Genomic DNA, 6,419 nt, shown 5'->3' on the forward strand with positions numbered 1-6,419 from the left:
CCCCCGGCCGGGGGGTCCGCGGTCGCCACGAGGAGGCCGGCACCGGCCGGCACCGGTCGGTCCCGGCGCGATGTCACACCCGGGGCCGCGCTCCCGCCGAGGTCCGACCTCGGCAGGCGGCACCCGTGGGACGCAGGTGCCGTCGGGACAATCTTCTACGAAGAGTAGAAGGCAAGATGGTCGGGTGACCGTCACCTCGACAGGTGCGCTCCCATGCACCTGACCCAGTCGACCGACCTGGCGCTGCGGGCGCTCATGCTCGCAGCCACCCGGGAGGATCGCCTCACCGTCCGCGACCTCTCGAAAGTCCTCGATGTTCCGCTCACCCACATGGCGAAGATCGTGCAACGCCTCCAGCGGCTCGACCTCGTGGTCACCGTACGCGGACGCACCGGCGGGGTGCTGCTCGCCCCGGGCGCGACGCAGGTCACCGTCGGGCACATCGTCCGTGCCCTCGAGGGCACGGACGAGTTCGTCTCCTGCGACGGTCCCCCGTGCCCGCTGCGATGCGCCTGCCGACTGCGCCCCCTCCTGCGACGAGCTCAGGAGAACTTCCTGGTCACGCTCGACGAGGTGACCCTCGCCGAGCTCACCGACGAACCCGCCGGCGCCGTCCTGCGCTCCCTCGCGCCACCGGTCCGCTGACACCCGGCCCCGTCCTCCACGAAACGCCCTGGAACTACCCGGGACTGGACGAGCGGACCCCGCCGTTCTGTCGGACCTGCGGGATAGAATCGTCTGGAACGCAGGCTGGTTACGGGAGGAATCCCCCGCAACGTCTCGGCGTCAGGCCGGCGCCTCGGACCCGAGGTCCGCCAGCACCGGCCTTTCCGCGAATTCTCTCGGTTCGTTTTTCCCGCTACTGTTCCGCTTTATCGTGCTCCGCCCCGGCGAATACCCGAGGTCGCCCTCGTCAGCTTCCGTAGGCGGCGATGAAGGGCGTATCAGCCTTGATCTTACCGAGCTTCGTGGCGCCGCCCGGCTCGCCGAGCGGTGCGTCCCGACCTGGCAGGACGGTGCTGAAGAACAGCGCCTCGCTTTCAACGAACTCCTTGTCCTTCGCGGAAACACGGTCGTCACTGATGGCCGCGCCGACCGGGCAGGACACTGCGCAGGCGCCGCATTCCGTGCACTCGTCCGGATTGATGTACATCTTACGGTCACCCTCGTAGATGCAATCGGCCGGGCACCCCTCCAGGCAGGAGCCGTCCTTGACATCGATACACGCGGCGGTGATGACAAATGGCATGAGAACCCTCACTTTCGATCGACCATGCCGGACCACATCCGGACGGCAGTCAATCCCATGGCTGGCCTCCGACTTCTTCTCGGCTGGTTCCGACCGAGACGGATGGCCGTGCGGCGAACCCGAATGAATGGTATAGGTTCGCGGGGCGCTGGCAGGTCGTGCACCGTGAACGGCATGTAAACAAATTATCCGCGAGGCAAGCCTCATGGATATCATCGAAATCCACTCGAAGGAAAATCTCAAGGATATTTTTATCAATAACATTATCTTGACCCGAATCACGCTTGAATACCCGCCCGCATTTTCCCGGAGGACGCCATCACGGTACCGGCCCGGCACGAGGCAGCAGGGTAGCGGGGCCGCCCCCGGGAGAAATCCGGACGCCGGTACCCGCCGGCCGTACCCACCGGGCGTACCCACTGATCACACTCCGGGAAGGCCGCTGATCATGCGGCGTCACCGGCGTTCCCCAGACCCCGCCCGGGCGGGGGTTCACGATCCAGGCGGAGGTTCGAGGGCCCGGGGGCAGTCGATCGTTGCAGGTGGGACGGAATTTCCATCCGGACGATCTCGCCGTAGGCGAGGAATCTCATGAGCACGAAGAACCAGTGCGCCGGCCACACCTGCAGTCGGACGGGGGGTTGGCCGGCAAGCATGATGACCATGCTGTCGCCGTCCACACCGGACGCCCGCAGGTACGGGTAGCCGATATCGGTCCAGCCGGTCGTGAGCGCCAGCGCGAGGCGCCAGTTCGTCAGGAAAAGGTGCCCCTGGGAGACAGGGCGCCACTGGACCGCGGCGAGCGCCTCGGCGCGCCTGCGCTGGCTGCCGTTGTACAGGGCACTGCCGAGCAGGGACGCGCCGAGCAGAAGGGGACTACCGAAGGCGACGAACCACCCCTGATTATAGGTGACGTTCTGGCCGATGTACTGCCAGACGCAGACGGGTGCCTGGGCCAGCACGGCTTCACCCGCACCCAGCGCGATCTGCACGGGTTGTGCCCGCGGACGCCATCCGCGCGTGAGCGCCTCACCGAGTTCCGCGCCAGCCAGCCAGCTCTCCTCGTACGGGGTACGCGGTCCCGGCCGCATCGGACGATGTCGGGGCAAGGTCACCAATCCCACGTCGCGCGATCACTGTCAGCCTTGATTGTCCATCATTGCCGTTCATCATTCGCAGGGCCGGCGCGGGGCATCCGGATTGGTTCACCTCCGCGCGTAGGCCGGGCGGGACCTTCCCCGACCGGCCTACGGGTTTTCCCGCGCCGACCGGCGGCCGGAATTCCGTCAGCCTTGTACTCGGTCAGGGCATGTACTCGGTCAGGGCATGTACTCGGCCAAGGCATGTACTCGGCCATGACGCCCCCCGCACGATTTCCAGCGGTCTACCTCGAGGAACGGGCAGAGATGGTTCTTGATCCGTTGAGCGTACCCATGCTGATCGCCAACACCGTGCTGTAATGCCCCCATGGCGACATTCGGTGCGATGCGACGGCACCCGGAGCGGCACAGCACGAACCGTTCGGGCTGGCTGCGCGCGGCCGTCCTCGGCGCGAACGACGGCCTGGTCTCCACCTCCAGCCTCATCGTCGGCGTCGCCGCGAGCGGCGCCTCCACCGGCGCGGTCCTGACCGCCGGGATCGCGGGTCTGACCGCGGGGGCGATGTCGATGGCGGCCGGGGAGTATGTGTCGGTGAGCTCCCAGGCCGACGTGGAACACGCGGACCGGGCCAAGGAGAGCGCGGAGCTGGCGGCCAACCCCGCGGCCGAGCTCGCCGAGCTGGTCGGCATCTACGAGCGGCGCGGCCTTCCGCACGACCTCGCCAGGCAGGTCGCCGTGGCACTGACCGAGCGGGGTGCGCTGGAGGCGCACCTGCGCGACGAACTCGGCCAGAGTGAGGCCACCCGGGCGCGCCCGGTCCAGGCCGCCGTCGCGTCGGCGGGCAGCTTCACGGCCGGCGGGCTGGTGCCGTTCCTCGGGATGTCGGCCCCGGCGGGGGCGGGCCGCCTGGCGCTCGTCGTCGTGGTGACGATGATCGGTCTCGCCGTCGCGGGCATGCTCGCCGCGCGGGCCGCCGGTATGGCGCTGCTACGTCCGGCCCTGCGCGTCGTGCTGGGCGGCGCCGCGGCCATGCTGGTCACCGCGCTGGTCGGTCTGATCACCGGCGCGGCCAGCGGCTGACCGACCGCCGGGACGTACCTGAGCCCACCACCGATCCACCGCTGGTCCGTGGGCTCATACCGTTCCTCGGTGGGCGCGGGGCGAACCACGGGTCGTCGGCACCGGCGCCGCCGGGTCTGGTAGGCGGCTACATCCGGTGTTCGACGATCACGTCGGCGGTCATCGCCAGCGCGCCGGGGCTGCGCGGGCTGCGCACCACCACGAGGGCGAACAGGGCGTCGAGCACCGACAGGTGCACGATCCGGCTGGTCATCGCCTCGATGCGATACGCCGTCTCCCGACTGCCCACCACCACCGCGTGCTGCACCAGCTCGGTCAACGGTGACCGGGCAAAGCTCGTGATCGCGGCGGTGTGCGCCCCGGCGTCCACGGCCGCCCGCATCGCCGCCAGTGTCTCCGCCGTCGAGCCGGTGTGGCTGACCGCAACACACAGATCACCCGCCGCCAGCATCCGGGCGGTGACGTGCTGCACATGCGCGTCCCCGGCGAACCGCGCATCGACCCCGACCGTGGTCAGCCGGTAGGCGGCATCCATCGCCAGCGGCGCCGACGTCCCCACCGCCACGAACAACGTCCGCGGCGCGGCGACGACCAGGTCGGCGATCGCCGCCAGCACGCCACCGTCGATCCCCCGCGCCGCCTCGGTCAGCGCACTCGCCGCCCCGCCGAGCACCTTCCCGGCGATCTCATCCGGGCCATCGGCCGCGGACACCTCGTCCACCAGCTGCCGCTCCACCGGCAGCGTCTCCCGGATCAGCGCCAGCTTGAGTTCCTGATAGCCCCGAAGCCCGAGGCTCTGGCAGAACCGCACCACCGTCGCCGGCGAGCTTCCCGACACCTGCGCCAGCTCGCTCACCGACTGGTGGATCATCGCAACCGGGTCGGCGAGGACCTGCCGCGCCACCCGCTGCTCCGCCGACGACAGCGACGCCGACAAAGCCCGGATGCGCTCCAACACGGCGGGCGCGGCAGCGCCGCCCTCGACCCTCACAGTCACATCACTAGTCACGACACGTCACGCTAAGCGCGTAGACGCAACGGTCAGATGCCTAAAGGTAAACTTCGGATGAATATTCCATAGTATCATGTATCATGAAAGTCCATTTCGGTCCCGGGCGGTCGGTGTCGGCCAGGGTGAAGGGGTCCGGAGCTCGTCCGCGACCCTCAGCGCATGATCCCAGTATGGCCGAGGGAGTAGCGACCGGGTTGCGGCCAGACCGCGAGACCGTGCGGCTCACGGCCGACGGGGATCCGAGCCAGCAGCCGGCCGGCCTTCGGTTCCGATATTTCCCGTCCAAGGAAGACCTGGTTCTCGGTGAGACGCACGCCCTGATCCCGGTGCTCCAAGAGCATGTCCGCGTCCGCCCGGCCGACGAGCCCCCGTAGACCGCCGTGTGTAACGCGTTGTTCGCCATCGCGGCTGAGCGTGGCGTCGGCCTCGGCCTTCTGTTCAGCGGCCCACCGGTCGCCTTTGTGACCCAACCGAGCAGGTCCGTCACGACATTGCTGCGCGAGTTCGAGGACGGCCTGGCACACGCCCTTGCCGAACGACTCAGCCGGGCGGACGGCGGCGGCGATGCGCAGCACTCTCATCGCCTTCTCCGCGCTGCCCCAACCGGACCGGACGCTCACGACCGCGTTGCGCCTGCTCCAGGAGACGTTCGCGATCCTCCGGCAGTGAGTCCCCGCCCGGCAGGCGATCAACGGGTGACCGCAATCACAAGCCAACAAGGACCGGCGATCTGTCATTACTGACACATTCGACATCGAGGGCCGCCAGCTTGCCGACACCGGAACACGCGGGCCCGGATCCGCACCGTCGGCAGAGCAGCCGGAGGCGGTCGCCGAACATGCCCTGTCGTCGGACCGCTCGATCGATCAGACTGGGTAGGGCAGCAGCCCGCGGTCGGGTCGACAGGAGTCGGAAGGCCACCCGGGTTCGTCGTCATGCTGGTCCTTCCCGAACAGGCACCGTTCGGCGCGGTGCGAGCGAAGCCGGTTGGCGGGACCCGCGCGGCCGGTCCGAAGAGGCGGAGTTCTCCTCTGAGGCGGGAGGTGCGGGTGGGCGGCAGCAGCGGCAGCCACCCGGCCGAGTCCCGGGCTATGGCCGCGCCGACCGCGCCGTTTCCGCGCGCCTGCGGTGCCGCGGCCAGGACGACCCGGTCGGGGCGCACCAGCACGGCCCCGGCCCCCGCCCGGCGCAACCAGCCGGCCAAGATCCCGCCGTCGGAGATGACGGCGTCGTCACCGTCGTCCAGGCCGGCCGGATGCCCCGAACCGCTGGTGGCACCCGAACCGCTGGTGGCGGCGCGGACCTGGAAGACCCGCGCCCGCAGGCGCCGCGCCAGGACCGAGAGGCCGGGATCGAGCGGGCCGGAAGCGACGATCGCAAAGGAGTCACCGAGCAGGTCATCGAGGCGGCACCGACGCCGGTCGACGGTGACCCACGGTTGTGGAAGCAGGGTCCCGGCCAGGCCACCAAGACCGCGGTGGCGGGGTCGGACCAGCGGCCCGGCGGGTAGCCGGGGCGACGTCGTACGCGCGGCGGCATGGCTGAAGCCCGGGACCCGGCAGGCTCCAGCAAGGACCAGCCGCCGAGCGGCCGCGGCGTTGTCCTGACCACCGGTCATCGCCCAGCCGACCGTGATCGCCGTCCGGATCAGGCGGGCCACGTGGGGTTCGCGTTCGAGCTGGTAGGTGTCGAGCAGTCGGTCGTCGGCTCCTTCGGACAGCACCATCGCCAGCTTCCAGCTGAGGTTGGCGGCGTCGCGTAGCCCGGCGCCCATACCCTGGCCAATGAACGGCGGGGTCACGTGCGCCGCGTCGCCAAGCAGGAAGACCCGCCCGAGGCGCCACCGGTCAGCGACCCGGGCCCGGAACGTGTATGCCGCCTGTCGCAGCACCGCCACCCCGGACCGTGGCACGCCGCGGATCCAGGGGGCTAGGGCCTGTTTGGGAAGTATGTCCCGAGGCTGGCCGTGGATCTGAT

General features: G+C 69.6%; 7 protein-coding genes. 2 read left to right on the forward strand and 5 right to left on the reverse strand.

The annotated features are described in order from the left end of the window. Positions 1-213: 213 nt before the first annotated feature. Entirely contained in the window at positions 214-645 is a 432-nt protein-coding gene (locus ACY45C_RS18950) for an RrF2 family transcriptional regulator (protein WP_462188919.1), read from the forward strand. A 268-nt stretch (positions 646-913) separates the two neighbouring features. On the opposite strand, the gene ACY45C_RS18955 is transcribed toward ACY45C_RS18950, so the two are convergent. Both ACY45C_RS18955 and ACY45C_RS18960 read right to left on the reverse strand, forming a co-directional pair. Then, positions 914-1,249, reverse strand: coding sequence for an indolepyruvate ferredoxin oxidoreductase subunit alpha (locus ACY45C_RS18955; protein ID WP_462188920.1), 336 nt, complete (start codon positions 1,247-1,249; stop codon positions 914-916). A gap of 446 nt (positions 1,250-1,695) precedes the next feature. Continuing rightward, on the reverse strand, positions 1,696-2,364 hold the full coding sequence (locus tag ACY45C_RS18960; protein WP_462188921.1) for a hypothetical protein: 669 nt from the start codon (positions 2,362-2,364) through the stop codon (positions 1,696-1,698). Positions 2,365-2,716: 352 nt separating this feature from the next. Between ACY45C_RS18960 and ACY45C_RS18965 the strand changes: the two genes are divergently transcribed. Beyond that, the gene (locus ACY45C_RS18965) at positions 2,717-3,430 is read left to right on the forward strand and encodes a VIT1/CCC1 transporter family protein (protein ID WP_462188922.1); all 714 of its coding nucleotides are present in this window, start codon (positions 2,717-2,719) and stop codon (positions 3,428-3,430) included. Between the two features lie 127 nt (positions 3,431-3,557). On the opposite strand, the gene ACY45C_RS18970 is transcribed toward ACY45C_RS18965, so the two are convergent. From ACY45C_RS18970 to ACY45C_RS18980, 3 genes are all read right to left on the reverse strand, one after another. Continuing rightward, positions 3,558-4,421: a MurR/RpiR family transcriptional regulator gene (locus ACY45C_RS18970; RefSeq protein ID WP_462188923.1), complete on the reverse strand. Its 864-nt coding sequence runs from the start codon at positions 4,419-4,421 to the stop codon at positions 3,558-3,560. A gap of 173 nt (positions 4,422-4,594) precedes the next feature. Next, positions 4,595-5,023, reverse strand: coding sequence for a hypothetical protein (locus ACY45C_RS18975; RefSeq protein ID WP_462188925.1), 429 nt, complete (start codon positions 5,021-5,023; stop codon positions 4,595-4,597). A gap of 155 nt (positions 5,024-5,178) precedes the next feature. Next, positions 5,179-6,419: FAD-dependent monooxygenase (locus tag ACY45C_RS18980; protein ID WP_462188924.1), on the reverse strand; the 1,241-nt coding region annotated here is incomplete at its 5' end.

Source organism: Frankia sp. CcWB2 (genome assembly GCF_977927585.1).